Below are 17,364 nucleotides of genomic sequence, written 5' to 3'. Positions count from 1 at the left end.
CTCTTACTGGTCGTTAATGGGGCTGAGGTTTTGCTTTTATCATGCTTTGTTTAATCGACAAGCGGTCCGCCGTTGTCTTTGAGCATTTTCTGTAGGGTACAAAAGACCTCTGATGACTGACGAACACCGTCGTGTTCATAGCTGTTGGTGAGCCAGACTTGGGTGTTAGCGACTTGTTTGGCGGTTTTTAGTGACAGTTCCCTTGGTACGTACATATCGTTGTAATAGACGGCCGCCACAACGGGCACTTTGTTATTGGCGAGTTTGTCTAGATCATAAAGTGGCGCATAGTCCTTGTATGCGGCTAAGGCGTGGGCGGCCGCTTTAAACGGGCGTAGGGCTGTTATTTGATCAAACATCCACGGATACATCATTTCTCCCGTGAACATTAGGGGCGTCTGCGTTGTGTCAAACGTGTCATCTTGCTGACGAACCTGCTGTGCCGCCCAGTTTGTGGCTTCATTGGGGCGGCCATAGATGCTTTCGTGGATTACCGCAAACAATGGGCCTTCGTAGTAGCTGGTTAGGTGCATGACTTGTTCTAAGAAGGTGTCAGAGAGCGTATCTGGCTGACTCCCCGCAAAGGCTTCATCGATCAACCAATGGAATTGATCAATGCCTGGCCCCATCCCTAAACCAATACCGAGGGTTTGAAAGCGTTCCACCGTGAGTTGGTCGCCATCGGGCAATAGTACCTTGTCCTTGCAAAGTAATTGAACGATGTTGTTTATGGTATTGGCGTCTTCGGGATAGCGTGTGTAATAGGCTTGGTTTTTCTCAATGAGTCGCTCTGTTGTCAATTGATAGACCTGCTGGGCATTTTCTTCTAGCCCTGCAAGCCCTCCTGTAATGTAGCAAGCCGCTAAGCCTTCTGGTGCTTTTGATAAGTAGGCCAATGTAATAAAGCCGCCGTAACTTTGGCCCAGAGTTTCGAAGCGACGGCCTGAATAGACGGTTTTTCGTAAGTGTTCACAGTCTGCCACGATGCTGTCGGCACGAAATTTTAACAAATAATCCCGACCTTCTTCCGCGGTCATACGGCTGATGAGATGACGGTCTATACGGCTGCTTCTGCCTGTACCTCGTTGGTCTAATAAGATGACTCTATGGGTTTTGAGGGCTTCAATCAGCCAAGGAAGTGAGTCTGGCATAGGGCGAGGGGATTTACCGCCAGGTCCGCCTTGTAAAAATAATAACAGAGGAAGGGTTTCGTTGTTTGCTTGGGTGGAGGCGACCACTTCACGGGCAAACAGGGTAATCGTCGGGGCCTTGTCTGGGGTGTGCCAATCGAGCGGTACTGCTAGCTGATAATCGGTAATGAGCATCCCTTTCATGTGGTACTGATGTGTTTGCATCTTCTTCATTCCCCTTGTTAGTCAATCGTTCAATAGAGGGATATTATCATAGGTACGATGCTTCTTGATCTCGTTTGCATAGCGGGGTAATTTTATTGGCTCGAAGATTGATTTGGTGAAATCTTGTTGTCTTATCCTATTGTTTTACTGTGTGTTTATGGCGTGATGAGTGCGGTGACGTTTTGTTTGTATGGATGGGACAAATCCGCCGCAAAAAAGCAGCAGCAACGAACGCCAGAAAAGACGTTGCACTGGTTTTCTCTTCTTGGAGGTTGGCCTGGAGCGTTACTTGGACAAAAGGTGTTTCGTCATAAAACCCAAAAGAGACGCTTTCGAGTGGTGTTTTGGCTAACGGTCTTTTTCAATCTGATTATGTTGGCTGGGTTGTGTTTTTTCCTCCAAGAGGGGATAGCCAAAGGCTGGCAAACTCTTGTTTTATGGTTTTGATATTTTTCTAGTAGAACTCGTTTTTTAAGGAAAGAGGATGAAAGGTCGTTGTTTATGCGGTGCGGTTGAGTTTACCGTCTCAGGAGCGCTGCCAAAGCTATATCAATGTCATTGTTGTCTGTGTCGCCGGGTATCTGGTTCTTCTTCTAATGCCGCGATGATTGTTCCAATGGCGCATTTTGCCTGGCAACAGGGGATCCGTCAATACAGTACAGAAACGGGGTTTAAATCGCATTTCTGCTCCCTGTGTGGCAGTCCTGTACCCAATATGACAAGAGATAACGAGAGTTATTGGGTTCCTGCCGGATTACTAGACGACCCTGCCGATACTCAGGTTGCTATGCATGTATATGTGGCGTCTAAAGCGAGCTGGGATGGGGTTTTAGAAGAAACGAGTCCCCCTAGTTATGAGGCGATGCCGCCTGATGACGAGTTTATGGCCTTATTACAGCCTGATAAAAACCTTATAGAAAGGAAAAAGTGATGACCTATCGAATTACCACGGATCTGGACGACATGGACTTTTCTGTGATTCATGGCTTTATTGCTAATAGCTATTGGGCGAGAGGTATTCCTGAGACGACCTTACGAAAAGCGCTAGAGAACTCTCTTTGTTTTGCTGTATTAACTGCTGAGGGAGAGTTGGTGGCTTTTGCTCGCATGATTACTGACCGAGCGACGTTTGCTTATTTAGCGGATGTGTTTGTGTTGGAGTCTTATCGAGGGCTTGGCCTTAGTAAGAAGATGATGTCTGCTATTCTTGCTCATCAGGACTTACAAGGCTTACGACGTATGATGCTCGCCACGAAAGACGCCCATGGCTTATATAAACAGTTTGGTTTTGAAGCGATCGCGGAACCGGATCGTTTAATGCAGTATCTGCGGCCTAATGTGTATCAGGCCGCAGACTAGGTCAGGTTAACCAAAGCGACCGGTGATATAGTTCTTAGTGCGCTCTTCTTTAGGGCGTAGGAACATTTCATCGGTTTGCGCGACTTCCACCACTTCACCCATGTACATGAACACGGTTTTTTGCGAAACACGGGCGGCTTGTTGCATGTTGTGCGTCACGATTACGATAGTGTATTCATCACGAAGATCGTCTAACAAATCCTCAATTTTGGTGGTGGATACTGGATCAAGTGCTGAGGTAGGTTCATCCAATAGCAGTACTTGTGGTTTCAATGCAATGGTACGAGCAATGCAAAGACGCTGCTGCTGACCACCGGAGAGACTTTGTCCACTGGCATGTAGCTTGTCTTTCACTTCATCCCAAAGCGCAGCGCCACGCAGGGCTTTTTCAACACGCTCATCCATTTCTCGGCGAGAAGGTTTTTCGTATAGGCGAATACCATAAGCAATGTTGTCGTAGATAGACATTGGGAAAGGCGTAGGAGCTTGGAACACCATACCCACTTTTGCTCTTAATGCCGCCACATTGACCTTCGGATCAAGAATGTTTTCACCGTTAATGATGATTTCACCCTTCGCTTCTTGTCCTGGGTATAAAGTGTAAATGCGATTAAAAATACGTAGTAACGTTGATTTACCACAGCCAGAAGGGCCAATGATGGCGGTGGTTTCTTTTTTACCAAATTCTAAATTGATGTCTTTTAACGCGTGTGAGTTACCGTAGTAAAAATTCAAATCACGTACAGTAATATCAATGTCTGTCGTCAATGTGCTTTGTGATGATTCAATATTTAGCATTTCTGAAGGAGTCATGGTCACTTCCACAATTAATGTTGTGAGTTTGCTGAGCGTAAAAACACGCGCGAAATAATGGATAGAGCAAGGATAGTCAGCGTGATCAGCAACGCACCAGCCCATGCAAGAGCTTGCCAATCTGGGTATGGGTTCATTGCAAACTGGAAGATCATTACCGGCAAGTTAGCAATAGAATGTGACATATCTGTCGACCAGAATTGGTTATTTAGTGACGTAAACAAGAGTGGTGCGGTTTCACCAGAGATACGAGCCACCGCTAAGATAACCCCCGTTGTAATGCCCACTCGTGCTGCACGATAGCTCACACTTAGAATAACACGTGAGCGGCTTGCACCCAATGCATAAGCGGCTTCTCGCATACTGTTAGGGACTAAATTCATCATATCTTCTGTGGTACGAACCACAACAGGAATCGCGATGATGGCAAGTGCAGCAGAGCCCGCCCAACCAGAAAAGCTCCCCATAGGAGCAACGATGATTTCGTAAACAAAAAGGCCAGCAAGAATGGAAGGTTTTGCTAATAAAACGTCATTCACAAAGCGAACAACAGAAGCCAGCCAAGTGCCTTTGCCATATTCATTTAAATAGGTGCCAGCAAGTAAGCCAATAGGCGTAGCAACAAACATGGCAACCCCTACCAACATTAAACTACCGACAATCGCGTTAGCTAAACCACCAGACTCACCTGGAGGAGGCGTCATTTCGGTGAACAATGTGGGTTTAAAGGCGGAAAATCCTTCATAAAGAAGAACGCCACAAATCCAAACTAAAAACGCGAGCACTAATAATGTGGCCGCAAGAATCAGCGTACGAGATACGAGGTTGGCAAAATGACGACGTCTAACGACTGCGTTCACGGTCAACTCCTAGGTCGAAATTCGATTAAGCATCATACGAGCAATAGCCAGTACGATGAAAGTGATAATAAACAGCAAAAGACCAAGCGCAATCAGAGAAGAGGAATGGATCTCTGTATAAGCTTCTTGGAATTCATTGGCAATGGTTGAGGCAATGGTGTTACCTGGCGCAAAAATGGAAGCCGTAATACGGTTAGCGTTACCAATGATAAAGGTAACCGCCATGGTTTCACCTAATGCACGGCCTAATCCTAGGAAAATAGACCCTGCTAATCCCGTACGACAGTGAGGGATAATAATTGCTTTAGTGACTTCCCAGTCTGTTGCACCAATGGCAAAGCCACTTTCTTTTAGGCGCTTGGGTACGGTATCGATAACGTCGCGCATAACCGATGCAATGAAAGGAAGAATCATTACGGCCAGTACAATACCCGCTGTTGCCATGCCAATGCCAATAGCAGGGCCTTCAAATATAGTGGACAGTACCGGAACATTCTCAAACAAATTAATGATAGGGCCTTGAACATAGTCTGCAAACATCGGGGCAAAGAAAAAAAGTCCCCACATACCATAAATGATACTTGGAATGGCAGCTAATAATTCAATGGCAATACCTAAAGGGTGACGTAACCATTTAGGGGCTAATTGAGTAATATAAACGGCAATGGCAAAAGCCAGTGGTACAGCTAATAAGATGGCGATCCCTGAGGTAATGAGTGTGCCAGCAATAGCGGGTAAGGCACCAAACTTCTCGGTTACAGGGTTCCAGTCAGATGACCAAATAAAACCGAAGCCGAACTGTTTTAAAGCAGGCCATGCACCAATGGTTAAGGAAACAAAGAAGCCGCCCAATATCATTAGAACGAATAAGGCAGCGCCAATAGAAAGCCATTTAAATGTTTTGTTAAAGGCTTCGCCGTTTAGAAAACGTGGAGGCCGCTGGAATTCACCAGCGGTCTCGTCATGCGCTTTCGTACGATTATTTACGAGCGTCATGTTGGTTTTACTCATGTATTAAGAACCCATGTAGACAGAGTGACCGTCAGCTTTTAGATCTTTTTTCCAAGCATCGCGAATCAATGTTTTCACGCTAGCAGGGAATGGTACATAGTCAAGTTTAGCGGCCGCTTGGTCACCGTTTTTGTATGCCCAGTCAAAGAATTTTAACACAGCTTTTGTTGCTTTAGGGTCTTTAACATCTTTATGTAGCAAGATAAAGGTAGCAGCAGTCATCGGCCAGCTCTTAGCACCTGGTTGGTTTGCTAGAATCAAGTAGAAACCTTTAGCATGTTTCCAGTCTGCACCAGCAGCTGCAGCTTGGAAGTTTTCCATTGCAGGAGAAACGACCTTACCATCTTTGTTTTTCATACGAGCGTAAGTCAGTTTGTTTTGTAGAGCATAAGCATACTCAACGTAACCGATAGAGTTTTTCAACTGAGATACGTAGTTAGAAACACCTTGGTTACCTTTGCCGCCAGTACCCACTGGCCACTGAACAGAGGCATCAACACCTACGTCTTTTTTCCAAGCTGGAGAAACGTCGGCTAGGTAGTATGTGAAGTTGAAAGTTGTACCAGAACCATCTGCACGGTGAACAACAGAAATGCGGCTATCAGGAAGTTTTACACCTGGGTTAAGCGCTTGGATTTCTTTGTTGTTCCAATGTTTGATTTTACCTAGGTAGATATTCGCAATGGTTTTGCCATCAAGAACAAGTTCGCCAGGTTTGATGCCCTTAACGTTAAGGATTGGTACGATACCGCCCATAACAGTTGGGAACTGCATTAAGCCCGCTTTACTAAGCTCTTTTGGAGTAAGAGGTTTGTCTGATGCGCCAAAGTCAACGGTGTTTGCTTTGATTTGCTTGATACCACCGCCAGAACCGATTGCTTGATAGTTTAGCTGAACACCTGTTTCTTTGTTATAAGATTGAGCCCATTTTGAGTAAACAGGGTACGGGAAGGTTGCGCCAGCACCAGTAATTTGGTCAGCAGCGAAAGCAGACGTTGCCGTGATTGCGCTTGCCGCTGCACAAACAGCTAGACTTGCAATAATGCGTTTCATCAGAGTTATCTCCTAAAATCGTTTCAAATTGTCATTCGAGAACTAACATTGCAGCCATCATTAGGCGGCTTGTCTTAATAGCTTTATTTATCCAAGGACGCGAGTCTTCTTGAGTTGCTGTCCTGGTGACAAATAATGGATTTCTTTTATGACAGTTTCATGACCGAATTGTCATATAGCGTTTAATTACCCGAAAAAAATTTTCAGGATCTTGTTACTTGCATATTTAAGTCAGTCTTTTGAGGTTGCTTAAATTGACAGTTTTATTTTTTAAGGTATTGATTATTAATAGTTTATTTTTAACTTTTGGCTATTCGTCTGGTTTTTATAAGAGCGTTTTCGTTATCTTTGCATAAAAGTGTAAAAAAAGTGCAAGTCGGTATGTTGTTATGTCGCTGTGTTTTTTTGTCATAGTATGCGCTTTTTGGCTTCTCTCTTGATGGGGAAGTCTTGGTATCTAAGCAATGATTAGTCCGTTACAAATGTTTCATATGGATGTAAGCTGGTACAATTTAATCAAGTTGAAGCGGTTTAAAAAAACAAAGCAAAGGAGAGGGTTATGACGCAGCGAGTCCAGCAAGGTGGCCTGCAGATCGATGAGAGTCTGTGGCGTTTAGTTAATGATGAAATTGCTCCGGGGACAGGTATTGATCCTGCACAATTTTGGCAAGGTTTTGAAGAGGCGATTCATGAGTTAGCCCCGAAAAATAAAGCCTTGTTGGCTAAGCGTGATGACCTGCAGTCACAGCTTGACCATTGGTATCTGTCAAATAAAAAAGAAGAGCATAATGCCGAGGCGTATCAACAATTTTTAAAAGAGATCGGCTATTTATTGCCAGAAGGGGAAGATTTTACGATTACTACACAGGGAGTGGATCAAGAGATTGCTGAACAAGCAGGCCCGCAGCTGGTGGTGCCTGTTAAGAATGCACGTTTTGCTTTAAATGCTGCCAACGCTCGCTGGGGAAGTCTATATGACGCCCTCTATGGTACGGATGCCATCTCAGAAGATGAGGGCGCAGAAATCACCAAAGCCTACAACCCGATTCGTGGAGAGAAGGTCATTGCCTTTGGCCGTCAATTATTAGATCAGGCTGCCCCTCTTGAGCTTGGTCGTCATGGTGTCGTCACGTCATATAAAATCGTTGCTGGTCAGTTAGAAGTGACCTTGTCTTCGGGGGAAACATCAAACCTTGCATCACCCGAAAAATGCGTTGGCTACCAAGGTGAGGCAGATCAGCCAAGTGCGATTTTATTGAAAAATAATGGACTGCACATTGAAATCCAAATTGATGGAACATCGCCGATCGGTCAAACCGATAAAGCGGGCGTCAAAGATTTATTAATCGAAGCCGCTGTGACGACGATTATGGATTGTGAAGATTCCATTGCGGCTGTTGATGCCGAAGACAAGGTGGAAGTGTACCGTAATTGGCTTGGGCTAATGAATGGTTCTTTAGAAGAGCGCTTTGAAAAAAATGGTCAAATGATGGTTCGTCGTTTGCACCCTGATCGCACCTACAAAGCCTTGCAGGATGGTGAGACGGTCACGCTACCTGGTCGTAGTTTGCTGTTTATTCGTAATGTGGGTCACTTGATGACAAGCTCTGCCATTTTGGATAAAGAGGGTAATGAGATTCCAGAAGGCATAATGGATGGCTTTATCACGGCCTTTGCGGCGATGCATGATTTAAACGGTAAGACCGCGCATAAAAACAGTCGTTCCGGTAGTGTCAATATTGTTAAACCGAAAATGCATGGGCCAGAAGAAGTGGCCTTTGCCGTTGAGCTATTTGCGCGCATTGAAAGCGTGTTGCAGCTGAAACCTAATACCTTAAAAATCGGTATCATGGACGAAGAGCGACGGACGACGGTCAACTTGAAAGAATGTATTCGGGCTGCGAAGGATCGAGTGGTCTTTATTAATACCGGCTTTTTGGATCGCACGGGGGATGAAATTCATACCTCTATGTTAGCTGGCCCTTTTGTCCCTAAAACGGTGATGAAGCAGCAGCCTTGGATTAAAGCCTATGAAGATTGGAATGTCGATATTGGCCTTGAATGTGGTTTGTCTGGTAAAGCGCAGATTGGTAAAGGGATGTGGGCCATGCCGGATGAAATGGCGGCCATGTTAGAGCAAAAAATTGCTCATCCAATGTCTGGGGCGAATACGGCTTGGGTGCCTTCTCCTAATGGTGCCATTCTGCATGCTACTCACTACCACTCGGTGGATGTGCACGCTCGACAACAGGAGTTAATGAGCAGAGAACGAGCCAGCTTAGACGATATCTTAACGCTGCCCATTATGACGAATCCTGGCGCTTTATCCTCTGCTGAGATTGAAGCGGAACTGGATAACAATGTGCAAGGTATTTTAGGGTATGTGGTGCGCTGGATAGATCAAGGTATCGGCTGCTCCAAAGTGCCAGATATTAATAATGTGGCGCTAATGGAAGATCGAGCCACCTTGCGCATTTCCTCACAGCATATTGCTAATTGGTTAGAGCATGGGGTGTGCAGTCGTGATCAAGTGATGTCGTCATTAAAGCGTATGGCGAAGATTGTGGATGAGCAGAATGCGGATGATCCACTTTATGAATCCATGGCGCCCAGTTACAGTGGCATTGCTTTTACGGCAGCGAGTGACCTGATATTCAAAGGCAAAGAACAGCCATCTGGTTACACTGAACCCTTGTTGCACGCTCACCGTATCGCGAAAAAAGCGACTCAGTCTGCTGCATAACGCTCATTTTTCTAAACGCTAGGAAAGAAAACTCAAAAAGCGAACCCAAGTGGTTCGCTTTTTCTTGGCTTGAACCTTATGTAAAAGCGTGATTCATTTGCAAGTTTGCTCTAAAGTGAATTTTTAACTTTTGGAAAAGGATTTTTTATGCTTGTTATTGCCAGCATTGCGACCGCGTTGATTGCTTTGTTACACATTTATATCTTGGTGTTAGAGATGGCTTTATGGGACAAGCCAAAAGGGATGAAGGTTTTCGGGCTGAAAAAAGAGTTTGCGCAAGCAACAAAAGTCATGGCGGCCAATCAGGGGTTGTACAACGGTTTTTTGGCGGCAGGCCTTATTTGGGGGTTGATCTTAACGACCTTTGAGCAAGCGCTTGCACAGGGGCAAGCCATTCAGATTTTTTTCCTATCGTGTGTCGTAGTGGCGGGTGTGTTTGGGGCTATCACCTCGAGTAAAAAAATACTCTTTGTTCAAGGGATTCCAGGGGCTATTGCATTGGTATTGGTTCTGTTAAGTTGAGTCTCTTTTAGCTGCTTCGCCCATCAACTCCTTTTTAACCGTTAGCTGGACTATTAAAAGAGGGCAAGCGTCGCTCGATTAACAAGAAGTCGCTATAATGGCGAAAATTTTTAATGGAGCTCTCTTTTGCATACGCTAGAACAACTGAATAGTGGTGAACTAAAAGGCATTACCCGCCTTCAGCTTAGTGCTCATTTAACGGACTTTCCTGAGGCGATTTATGATCTTGCTGACAGTCTGGAAATATTGGATCTTTCTGGTAATCAGCTAAGTGAACTGCCTGAGGATCTTCATCGTTTAACGCGGTTACGTGTGCTGTTTTGCTCGAACAATCTGTTTACGCGTTTGCCCGATGTACTGGGGCAATGCGAAAAGTTGGAAATGATTGGCTTTAAACACAACAAGATCGTTGAAGTTCCTGCCCGTTCGTTACCCAAGATAACTCGTTGGTTGATTTTAACCGACAATTGTATTGAAGCTTTGCCTGAATGCATCGGTGAGTTGCCGCGTCTACAAAAGCTGGCATTGGCGGGTAATCGTTTAACATCACTGCCTGATTCTTTGGCAAATTGTCAGAACTTGGAGCTGATTCGTTTGTCGGCGAATCAACTAACATCGTTTCCTGAAGTGTTGCTCACTCTGCCACGTTTAGCATGGTTGGCTTTTTCTGGTAATCCATTTTGCGCCGCTAGAGACACACATGACGAGTTTAAGACGGTCGCCTATGAGGATGTTGTTCTGCATAATTTATTGGGGCAGGGCGCGTCGGGGATGATATGGCAAGCGTCTTGGCGTCATAATCCGTTGCATTTTGCTGATACGGTGGCAGTAAAAGTCTTTAAAGGGGAGGTCACGAGCGACGGCTACCCAGAAGATGAGCTGGATGCCTGTTTATCCGTTGGTGCCCATGACAATCTTGTTCGGCCACTGGCAAAAATACGTGAAGCCGCTTGCTCTGCTTTGGTCATGGATCTGATTCCGAGCGATTATGTTAACTTGGGGCAACCTCCGAGTTTGGCGTCTTGTACTCGAGACACTTTTACCCAAGGTCAGGCGTTTTCCAGAGCCGCGGTCGATTATATTATTGAGCAGATGCAAAGCCTAGTATTGCATTTCAAGCAACAGAAAGTCTCCCACGGGGATTTGTATGCACATAACGTTTTGATCAATGCTGAAGGGCATATCTTATTTGGTGATTTTGGCGCGGCCTCTAAATATGCCAACCTGCCTGAGCATCAGCAAAAAGGAATTGAACGTATCGAGCAACGTTCTTTGGACTTTTTTATTGAGGATATGTTGTCGTTGGTGGTGTGATATAAGAGGCTCAATTCATAGACTCAGACATCCAACGAATATAGAGATTCGTTGGATGTCTGAGTCTATGAATTGAGTGTTATCGACATGGTTGATTCTGCTTATTTTATACAGGGCTTTTATGCCGATTATCTCATTAGCGAACACTGTGATAGCGCGGTAATCTATCCAAGCGTTTTCTTAGAACAACTTGATAAAGTTGTAATGAACGACTTCTGAATGCGCCAGCGCACACTTTCAAATAGTAGGACCACATACGGTAGAAGCGCTCATTGTACTGATCTTTCAATTCAGGCCAGGCCGCGGCAAAGTTCTGGTACCATGCCATTAAGGTTTTATCGTAATCGGGTCCGAAATTGTGTACATCTTCAATAACAAAGTAGGGCTCTACTGATTCGCTGATTTGTTTCAAAGATGGAATCACACCATTGCGGAAAATGTATTTGTCGATCCACGGGTCAGTGCCGCTTTTGCTTTGGTCGCCGCCTATGGTGTGAAGCACAAATATGCCATCGTCTTTCATTAAACGATGGGCGGTACTCATGTAAGTATCGTAGTTTTTTGGGCCCACGTGTTCAAACATACCAATGGAAACCAGTTTGTCAAACTGGCCCTCCATGCTGCGATAGTCTTTTAATTCGATATCGACGGGCAGGCCTTGGCAGCGTTCATCCGCTAATTTTTTTTGCTCTTTCGAAATAGTCACACCCGTCACGCTAACGCCATATTCTTTGGCCGCTATTTCGGCAAAGCTGCCCCAGCCACAGCCAATTTCGAGAACCGACTCACCTTGTTTAAGTTGTGCTTTTTCACAGATTAAGCGTAGCTTATTTAATTGTGCTTCATGTAAATTCTTCGCTTCGTGCCAATACCCGCATGAATAGGCCATTGTTGGATCCAACATGGCTTGATATAAATCATTGCCGGCATCGTAGTGTTGCTCACCAACTTGATAGGCTCTTTTCTCGGATTGTCGATTGAACAGTGTAGCCATAAGCCAGTGACGTAACATGATCCAGCGCCCAGTGACTTGCTCATTTAATTGGGCACTGATGATACGAGAAATAAATTCATCAACTTGCTGACAATCCCACCAGCCATCCACATAGGCTTCACCTAGTCCGAGAGAACCTTGACGGATAACTCTATCCCAAAGTGCTGTATTATGTACTTGTGGATCCCAAGGGTTTGGTCCATTAATGACAATATTGGCTTTTGCAAGGTTTGTAGCCATCCATTGTTCAATAGGTGAGGAAAAAGAAGTGTTTGTAAAAGAGTGCAGCGTTTGTTCGTTGCTCTCACCGTTAACAGGCATTGTACTTTCTTCGCTGAGCTGTTCTGTTGAGGAGCCCATTTAAATCTCCTTATCATACTGGCTGATATGGTTTGTATAAACTGGAAGCAATGCTTTAAATAATAATCTTTTGAACGGCAAAGCCTAGCCTTAAGAAGGCTATTAAGATTATTGGCAAATATTATCAAGTTATAAAATGTCGGAAAATAGCGAGAAAAATGATCTAAAATCATCTATGTTCTTTTATTTTTCTCAAAGTTGATCTTTACGGTTTATTTAAAATCCTTTCTGCTTGCACGAAACCGTAAAATTTGAATAAATAAAGGGAGGTTTTGGCGGGGCGCTTTGCGGGATGTGAGGTGCAAAACAGCGCATTTAGACAAGTAAATGCGCTATGAGAATGGTGACTCTCTATTGGTTTCTGTCTATCCGTTTTTAGGGCTTAAAAATTGTTTTGCTTTGGCTGTGAGTTTAATGGCCTCATCGCACGCATTGGCAAGTTCTATGCCCTTTTTAACAAAGTGCTGTTTGTAGTAGTTGGAGTGTTCGTCATGTTCATGGAAATGGTGAGGTGTTAATACCGCTGTTAAAACAGGAATTTCTGTTTCAAGTTGGACTTGCATTAAGGCATTACAAACGGTTTGCGCAACAAAATCATGACGATAAATACCGCCATCAACCACTAAGGCGCTGCCAGCGATTGCTGCGTATTGTCCACTTTTTGCTAATAATTTGGCTTGTAGAGGGATTTCATAGGCCCCTGGTACAGGGATAACATCAATATTGTCTATGCTGTAACCACGAGAGGCGATTTCTGTTTTAAAGCCTTCAAGGCATTTTAAAACAATGTCGCTATGCCAAGAAGCATGGAGAAAGGCAATACGTTGTTTTGCTGGATTGAAGTCTACGACATTCGTTGAGCTCTGATTCATTTTTTACTTTCCTAAAAACGAGTGAATCAGGGCGAACGGACAGACAAGTAACTCAAATAATGAGCTATCCTTAACAAGAATAACTATTGTTGGACTCTACTCAGTAGACCCAAAGATATATTTACTATAGAAACTTTGTCTGACGCGCTCTCTATCATCCGGACTATTACCGTCGGCTCTGGAGTCTCACCAGATCTGCTGTCCTCAGCGTGGTGCATGATAAACATAGCTAACACTGAGCGCTCGCGGGCTTAGATTATCTCTATACCGCCGGTGGGGAATTGCACCCCGCCCCGAGAACGAAACCGAATAAATCCGGATACCCGAGAATATACGGATTTCATGGTTTTTTGCAAAGAGATTGATGGTAAAAATGCTGATCTATCCACTTTGCTTGACATTTCTTATGTCACTAAAGGGGTTATTTATACTATAAATAAACGTTATGTTGTAGTGGTTAACCCCGTGGTCAGCTATAATTTGTTCTGTGTTAGTGTGAGTGAGTAACATTGAAGTCTGCAATCTACTTACCTGAAACGGCGGTTATCCGGTAAGCTCGAGGTGGGCTTTAAATGCACAGTAAACAGGGAGTTTGGCATATACCAAGCTGAAGGATTTTATGAGTGGCCATGAATGCGTGAGCCAAAGAATATGAGCGGAGTCTCTATGCGAATCAAGGTATTATCGATACGCAACAGTATGATGGTGTGTTTAATGTTAGGGTTAACGGCGTGCAGTACGCCTCAGCCTGAGCAAGCAAGTGAGAGTGAGGCATCGCAGATCGATACTCAGACGAACGTTGTCTACTATCTTTGTGAAGGCGCACCGATGAAAATTCAATTTCATGGTGAAGAGGCGCTGTTAAATTGGAACAATAAACGTTATCACTTAACTCAAGCGATCAGTGCTTCCGGTGCCTATTACTTGGGAGAAGATGTGTCTTTCTGGTCTGAAAAAAATAAAGCCGCCATCGAAATTGACGACATCCAAGAAGTGAAATGCCAGCTAGTTCGCGTCGAATCTTGATTCGGCGCTTGTCTGTTTTCTGTATTTATAAAAGGCTAGCAGTGTCATGTTTTTCTGATCCTGCTTCTCTTTTTCTGTATCCGCTTCGTTTCTGAAGAGACTTAGCCAGTCTGCCTTACCTGAATATCTCTCACGATAAAACTGAGTCTTTTCATCCCGTCTTTTTCTTATCAGGTGTACAATAACGTTTTATTCATCCCTCGGGTGTTTCACTGTGTTAAACAAGCGCGCCGTGCTCTAAGTGCGCTTACTGATAAAGTGCGTGTGATAGAAAAGTGCGCTTGACGATAATAAAGAGATGTAATGAGCAAATTATTTGTAATGGGTATGGGCCCCGGTGACCTTGGTTTGGTAGCCCCCAATGCCACAAAAGCGCTATCCGCATGCAGTGATTGGGTGGCTTACGGCTATTATTTGGACTTATTAGGTGAGCTGAGTGCGGGCAAAACGTTTCATAATTTGCCTTTAGGTGAAGAAATAGGACGGGCGCGTTTGGCGCTAGACCTAGCCGCACAAGGTAAAAATACCGCGTTAATTTCCAGTGGCGATATTGGTATTTATGCCATGGCGACCTTGGTATTTGAATTGCTGGATTTGCAATTGCAAGGCAAAGAGAAACACCCTGAATGGCTGGACGTAGACATTGAAGTCATCCCAGGGATTTCCGCCATGCAAGCAGGAGCCAGCCGAGTGGGGGCGATGCTGGGGCACGACTTCTGTACGATTTCATTATCAGACTTACTCACCCCTTGGGAAACCATTGATAAACGTTTGCATGCTTGTGGTGCGGGCGATTTTGTCGTGTCTTTCTACAACCCCGTTTCAAAAAAGCGCGATTGGCAATTAAACCACGCCCGTGATGTATTGCTGAAGTACCGTCCCGCGAGCACGCCTGTGATGATTGGCCGTCAATTAACTCGCCCTGAAGAAGAGATTACCTTTACTACTCTAGGCGAATTGGATGCTAAAGACGTGGATATGTTTACCATGGTCAGCGTCGGAAATTCTGACTCCAAACACATCGTCAATGGTGACAAGCATTGGATATACACACCACGCGGCTATTCTAAGAAGCTTTAAGCTGGTGAAAAGATAATAAGGGAAATACATGACGGTTTACTTTATTGGCGCAGGCCCAGGCGACCCAGATTTGATGACGGTAAAAGCCGTCAAAACCATCGAGCGTTGTCCTATTATTCTCTATGCGGGTTCTTTGATTCCCACGCAAGTGATTGACAGTGTGCGAGGCAGCGCCGAAGCGATTTACGATACGGCACAAATGAATCTGGATGAAACCACTGCTGTCATCGAACAAGCTGCCAAAGAAGGCAAAGATGTGGCCCGCTTGCAATCTGGTGACCCCGCTTTGTATGGGGCGATTGGAGAGCAAATTCGTCGTCTTGAAGCATTAGACATTGATTATGATGTTATTCCAGGAGTCAGTGCTGTGGCTGCTTCGGCGGCGTTGTTGCGCAAAGAGTTAACCTTATCGGGCGTTTCTCAAACCGTTATTATGACGCGCTATGAGGGCAAAACGCCGTTTCCGGAACGCGAAAGATTGCCCGCTTTGGCACAAAGTGGGGCCACCTTAGCCATTCACCTTGGGGTGACGCGTATCCATAAAATCGTCGAAGAACTGCTTCCCCACTATGGTGAGGATTGCCCTGTGGCCGTATGTTATCGCACCAGTTGGCCAGACCAAGATTATGTGGTGGGCACCTTAGCCGACATCGTGGCGAAAGTACGTGAGAAAAAATTTACTCGAACCAGCCTTATTTTAGTGGGCCATGTGTTAGATACTGAGGACTTTGCCGACTCTTACCTTTACGATAAAGGCCAGGCACATATTTTCCGAAAAATTCACCGTCAAGGTGACAGCAAAAAATAATAGCAAGGATTCCTTATGCAGCTCAATAAAATCCCAACAACCATTGTGACTGGCTTTTTGGGCAGTGGTAAAACAACACTATTGTCGAATGTATTAAAACAAGCCGCAGGTAAACGTATTGCGGTGATCGTCAATGAATTTGGCGAGTTAGACATTGATTCCGATCTGCTCCGCTCTTGTCCACTGGACTGCCCTGAGGGGGGCGAAGAGGGTGGCCAGCGTAGCGATGATGGTTTTTACGAATTAGCCAATGGCTGTATTTGCTGTACGGTAGAAGAAGAGTTTCTTCCTGTTATGGAGCAGCTTGTTGCTCGCCGCGGTGATATTGACCATATCCTGATTGAAACCAGCGGTTTGGCGTTACCCAAGCCTTTGGTACAAGCCTTCAACTGGCCGGGCATTAAAGAGCATTGTACGGTCGATGCGGTTATTACCGTCGTCGATGGTCCTGCCGTTGCGGCAGGGCGTTTTGCCCATGACGAAGAAAAAGTACAAGCCCAACGCCAAGCTGATGACAGCTTAGACCATGATCCAAGTTTACAAGAACTATTGGATGACCAGTTAAGTGCCGCTGACTTGGTGGTGGTCAGTAAAAACGATTTATTGAACGATGAAGAACGTGCTCGTGTGCAAGCCATAATCGCTCATGAAGTACCAACAACGGTAAAAACGGCCTACATCGAAAACGGCGAAGCGGCGTTGGATATGTTACTGGGTATCGATGCTGCCACCGAGAGCCGCATTGATGAGGTGCATAATCATCACGATCATCATCACGCCCATGGTGAGCATCATGATCATGCCCACGATCATTTTGATTCATTTGTGGTGTCCCTAGGTGAAGTGTCGTCAGACTTATTACAAGACACGCTGACGCAACTCATCGAAGAGTACAACATCTTCCGTGTAAAAGGTTTTGCAGCCGTTCATGGCAAGCCAATGCGCCAAGTGTTTCAAGCCGTCGGTACTCGATTGGATCGCTACTTTGATCGCCTATGGCAACCGGAAGAAGTGCGTAAAACGCAGTTGGTGTTTATTGGCAAAGGTATTGAGAAAGAGCGCATTGAGAACATTTTGCATGATGCGATGAGCGCTTAACCCCCTCCCAGCCTCCCCCTTGATAAGGGGAGGAAATAAGAGGGCTATGCCAAGTTCGTAATGAAAAACCTATGAATTCCCGCCTTTGCGGGAATG

At 45.0% G+C, this 17,364-nt stretch carries 17 protein-coding genes and 1 riboswitch; of the genes, 10 read left to right on the top strand and 7 right to left on the bottom strand.

Features of this window, described 5'->3' with window-relative positions; genetic code table 11:
• Nucleotides 1-50: 50 nt before the first annotated feature.
• On the bottom strand, nt 51-1,355 hold the full coding sequence (locus MSP8886_RS16310) for an alpha/beta fold hydrolase (RefSeq protein WP_067018365.1): 1,305 nt from the start codon (nt 1,353-1,355) through the stop codon (nt 51-53).
• A 123-nt stretch (nt 1,356-1,478) separates the two neighbouring features.
• Between MSP8886_RS16310 and MSP8886_RS16305 the strand changes: the two genes are divergently transcribed.
• Genes MSP8886_RS16305 through MSP8886_RS16295 form a run of 3 tightly spaced genes read left to right on the top strand, consistent with a single transcriptional unit; the run spans nt 1,479 to nt 2,714 of the window.
• Complete coding sequence (locus MSP8886_RS16305) at nt 1,479-1,802, top strand: DUF1294 domain-containing protein (RefSeq protein WP_245659120.1); 324 nt, start codon at nt 1,479-1,481, stop codon at nt 1,800-1,802.
• Nucleotides 1,803-1,839: 37 nt separating this feature from the next.
• The gene (locus tag MSP8886_RS16300; protein WP_067018363.1) at nt 1,840-2,286 is read left to right on the top strand and encodes a GFA family protein; all 447 of its coding nucleotides are present in this window, start codon (nt 1,840-1,842) and stop codon (nt 2,284-2,286) included.
• Nucleotides 2,286-2,714: a GNAT family N-acetyltransferase gene (locus tag MSP8886_RS16295; protein WP_139063164.1), complete on the top strand. Its 429-nt coding sequence runs from the start codon at nt 2,286-2,288 to the stop codon at nt 2,712-2,714. The genes MSP8886_RS16300 and MSP8886_RS16295 overlap by 1 nt, the downstream gene beginning before the upstream one ends.
• A gap of 6 nt (nt 2,715-2,720) precedes the next feature.
• On the opposite strand, the gene pstB is transcribed toward MSP8886_RS16295, so the two are convergent.
• Genes pstB through pstS form a run of 4 tightly spaced genes read right to left on the bottom strand, consistent with a single transcriptional unit; the run spans nt 2,721 to nt 6,451 of the window.
• Complete coding sequence (pstB, locus tag MSP8886_RS16290) at nt 2,721-3,527, bottom strand: phosphate ABC transporter ATP-binding protein PstB (RefSeq protein ID WP_175365315.1); 807 nt, start codon at nt 3,525-3,527, stop codon at nt 2,721-2,723.
• A gap of 14 nt (nt 3,528-3,541) precedes the next feature.
• Nucleotides 3,542-4,387 carry a phosphate ABC transporter permease PstA gene (pstA, locus tag MSP8886_RS16285; RefSeq protein ID WP_083200995.1) on the bottom strand — a complete coding sequence of 282 codons (846 nt, stop codon included), beginning with the start codon at nt 4,385-4,387 and terminating at the stop codon, nt 3,542-3,544.
• Nucleotides 4,388-4,396: 9 nt separating this feature from the next.
• Nucleotides 4,397-5,398, bottom strand: coding sequence for a phosphate ABC transporter permease subunit PstC (gene pstC, locus MSP8886_RS16280; RefSeq protein WP_067018357.1), 1,002 nt, complete (start codon nt 5,396-5,398; stop codon nt 4,397-4,399).
• Between the two features lie 3 nt (nt 5,399-5,401).
• On the bottom strand, nt 5,402-6,451 hold the full coding sequence (pstS, locus tag MSP8886_RS16275; protein ID WP_175365314.1) for a phosphate ABC transporter substrate-binding protein PstS: 1,050 nt from the start codon (nt 6,449-6,451) through the stop codon (nt 5,402-5,404).
• Between the two features lie 559 nt (nt 6,452-7,010).
• Between pstS and MSP8886_RS16270 the strand changes: the two genes are divergently transcribed.
• The 3 genes from MSP8886_RS16270 (at nt 7,011) to MSP8886_RS16260 (ending at nt 11,030) form a co-directional block, all read left to right on the top strand.
• Nucleotides 7,011-9,194 carry a malate synthase G gene (locus tag MSP8886_RS16270; protein WP_067018353.1) on the top strand — a complete coding sequence of 728 codons (2,184 nt, stop codon included), beginning with the start codon at nt 7,011-7,013 and terminating at the stop codon, nt 9,192-9,194.
• Nucleotides 9,195-9,341: 147 nt separating this feature from the next.
• On the top strand, nt 9,342-9,716 hold the full coding sequence (locus MSP8886_RS16265; RefSeq protein WP_067018351.1) for a DUF1304 domain-containing protein: 375 nt from the start codon (nt 9,342-9,344) through the stop codon (nt 9,714-9,716).
• 126 nt (nt 9,717-9,842) lie between these two features.
• Nucleotides 9,843-11,030, top strand: a complete 1,188-nt coding sequence (locus MSP8886_RS16260) for a leucine-rich repeat-containing protein kinase family protein (RefSeq protein WP_067018349.1) — start codon at nt 9,843-9,845, stop codon at nt 11,028-11,030.
• 136 nt (nt 11,031-11,166) lie between these two features.
• Here the strand turns inward: MSP8886_RS16260 and cfa are convergent, their stop codons facing one another.
• The gene (cfa, locus tag MSP8886_RS16255; protein ID WP_217491176.1) at nt 11,167-12,384 is read right to left on the bottom strand and encodes a cyclopropane fatty acyl phospholipid synthase; all 1,218 of its coding nucleotides are present in this window, start codon (nt 12,382-12,384) and stop codon (nt 11,167-11,169) included.
• A 365-nt stretch (nt 12,385-12,749) separates the two neighbouring features.
• Nucleotides 12,750-13,256, bottom strand: coding sequence for a 6,7-dimethyl-8-ribityllumazine synthase (locus tag MSP8886_RS16250; RefSeq protein WP_067018347.1), 507 nt, complete (start codon nt 13,254-13,256; stop codon nt 12,750-12,752).
• A 142-nt stretch (nt 13,257-13,398) separates the two neighbouring features.
• Nucleotides 13,399-13,561: riboswitch (FMN riboswitch) on the bottom strand.
• 361 nt (nt 13,562-13,922) lie between these two features.
• Between MSP8886_RS16250 and MSP8886_RS16245 the strand changes: the two genes are divergently transcribed.
• The 4 genes from MSP8886_RS16245 (at nt 13,923) to cobW (ending at nt 17,268) form a co-directional block, all read left to right on the top strand.
• Nucleotides 13,923-14,282 (top strand): MliC family protein, encoded by a 360-nt coding sequence (locus MSP8886_RS16245; RefSeq protein WP_175365313.1) that lies wholly within the window; start codon nt 13,923-13,925, stop codon nt 14,280-14,282.
• 303 nt (nt 14,283-14,585) lie between these two features.
• A complete protein-coding gene (cobJ, locus tag MSP8886_RS16240) occupies nt 14,586-15,362 on the top strand; it encodes a precorrin-3B C(17)-methyltransferase (protein ID WP_067018341.1) in 777 nt (258 codons plus the stop codon).
• 28 nt (nt 15,363-15,390) lie between these two features.
• Entirely contained in the window at nt 15,391-16,170 is a 780-nt protein-coding gene (gene cobM, locus MSP8886_RS16235) for a precorrin-4 C(11)-methyltransferase (RefSeq protein WP_067018339.1), read from the top strand.
• A gap of 15 nt (nt 16,171-16,185) precedes the next feature.
• Nucleotides 16,186-17,268 carry a cobalamin biosynthesis protein CobW gene (cobW, locus tag MSP8886_RS16230; RefSeq protein ID WP_067018337.1) on the top strand — a complete coding sequence of 361 codons (1,083 nt, stop codon included), beginning with the start codon at nt 16,186-16,188 and terminating at the stop codon, nt 17,266-17,268.
• The last annotated feature ends 96 nt before the right edge of the window (nt 17,269-17,364 follow it).

Source organism: Marinomonas spartinae (assembly GCF_900089775.1).
GTDB classification, from domain to species: Bacteria; Pseudomonadota; Gammaproteobacteria; order Pseudomonadales; family Marinomonadaceae; genus Marinomonas; species Marinomonas spartinae.
Note: the sequence above shows the minus strand (reverse complement) of the source record. Positions and strands in the feature narration are given on the sequence as shown.